This window comes from Halanaerobium sp. MA284_MarDTE_T2, assembly GCF_003337245.1.
Classification (GTDB): Bacteria; Bacillota; Halanaerobiia; order Halanaerobiales; family Halanaerobiaceae; genus QPJE01.
The window spans coordinates 1-1,442 of sequence record NZ_QPJE01000064.1 but is presented as its reverse complement, the minus strand read 5'-3'; the positions used below and the strand labels follow the sequence as shown (position 1 = coordinate 1,442).

Annotated in this window: 1 protein-coding gene; it reads right to left on the bottom strand. The window is 33.6% G+C overall.

The features are described 5' to 3' along the window. Nucleotides 1-100: 100 nt before the first annotated feature. Nucleotides 101-1,324, bottom strand: a complete 1,224-nt coding sequence (locus DFR78_RS11845; protein WP_114459028.1) for an ISL3 family transposase — start codon at nucleotides 1,322-1,324, stop codon at nucleotides 101-103. Between the last annotated feature and the right edge of the window lie 118 nt (nucleotides 1,325-1,442).

Sequence of the window (1,442 nt, the reverse complement as noted above, 5' to 3'; positions counted from 1 at the left end):
GGCTCTTCGCTATTTAGTGTGGGTAACCCCAATGGCATATGTTAACATTAATGGTAACGTGGAATTTAAATATAGCTTTAAATTAGCATGAATTTTAATATTAAATAAATGCTTTAGGTAAATCAAATTCAAGTTTACCACACTGTAAATATATAGCTGTCATGAAATTATTTAAATTCCTGAACCCTCTGGCTTTTCTTTTTATGGTCTGAACAATACCGTTTAAACCCTCTAATATACCATTATTGATTCGGCTTTCAATATAGTTCATTATGCCCTGCCAGTGTCTGTTAATAAATTGGCCTATCTTAACCATTGGCTCAAGTTGACTGCGAATCGCCCAGAGATACCATTTCTGCAGATAACTTGCTGCAGCTGTGATATCATCTATATTCCAGAATTCCTGCAAGGATAATCTAAGATTATAGGCTCTCATTGTTTTTAGATTCATTTCAGATAGTGATTTTAGTTTTTCTTTCTGCTTTTTGGTTAGATTATTCTTGCTTTTAAGCCAGATATATCTTGTCTTTTTAAGTTCTTTGTTATCAGATTGTTCATTGCGTCTTACCTGGTCTACAGCTTTATTTACAGCTTTCATTACATGAAATTTATCAAAGGTAACCTTAGCCTGAGAAAAGTTATCAGCAGTGCCTTTAATAAAGGCTGGTGACATATCACAGCAGATTTTTTTAATATTTTTAGGATCACCATTATGTAATTTTAAATCCAAAGCAAAAGAATCAACAGTTGAAGCATCTTTACCTTTGGTAATATAGATTATTTTTGATTTATCAAGATCCACAAATATTGTTATGTAGTTATGTCCCTTCTTACTTGAAGTTTCATCAATACCGATTTTATCGGTGGTGCTGTAATCTTCTTTATCACGGGCTTCTTCTACATAACGATTCAGTATTCTCCAGAGTCTTGTGTCATGTTCACCTACTAATTCAGCTATTTCATTGACAGTCATAGCTGTAGCTAATTGCATAATGAAAGCTTCAAAAAGCATTGTAAATCCTGAACCTGGTTCAGCCCATGGTGCTTTAACCTGCAGCACTCCATGGTCTGTGCATTTTGTTCTCGGCATTTTAGCATGTATGTAGGCTCTGTACTGAAAGAAATTAAGATGTCTCCAGGTTCTTTCTTTAGTATCATGGATAGGCGATTTTCCACCGCACTCAGGACAGGGAAATTTACTACCTCTTTTGTGAGAAATGTAAATATCCAATCGACCATCATCTTTATTAAAATCTATTTTATCAAGTTTCCATGGGTCTTCTATTCCTAAAGCCTGGGTGAATAAATTTATATTATTAAACATTAAAATCATCTCCTGTTATAGTATAGGTAAAGTATACCATAATTGGAGATTGAAATGAATAAATTCAGCTATATTAAATAAAAGAACAATGAAAACCCACACTAAATAGCGAAGAGGC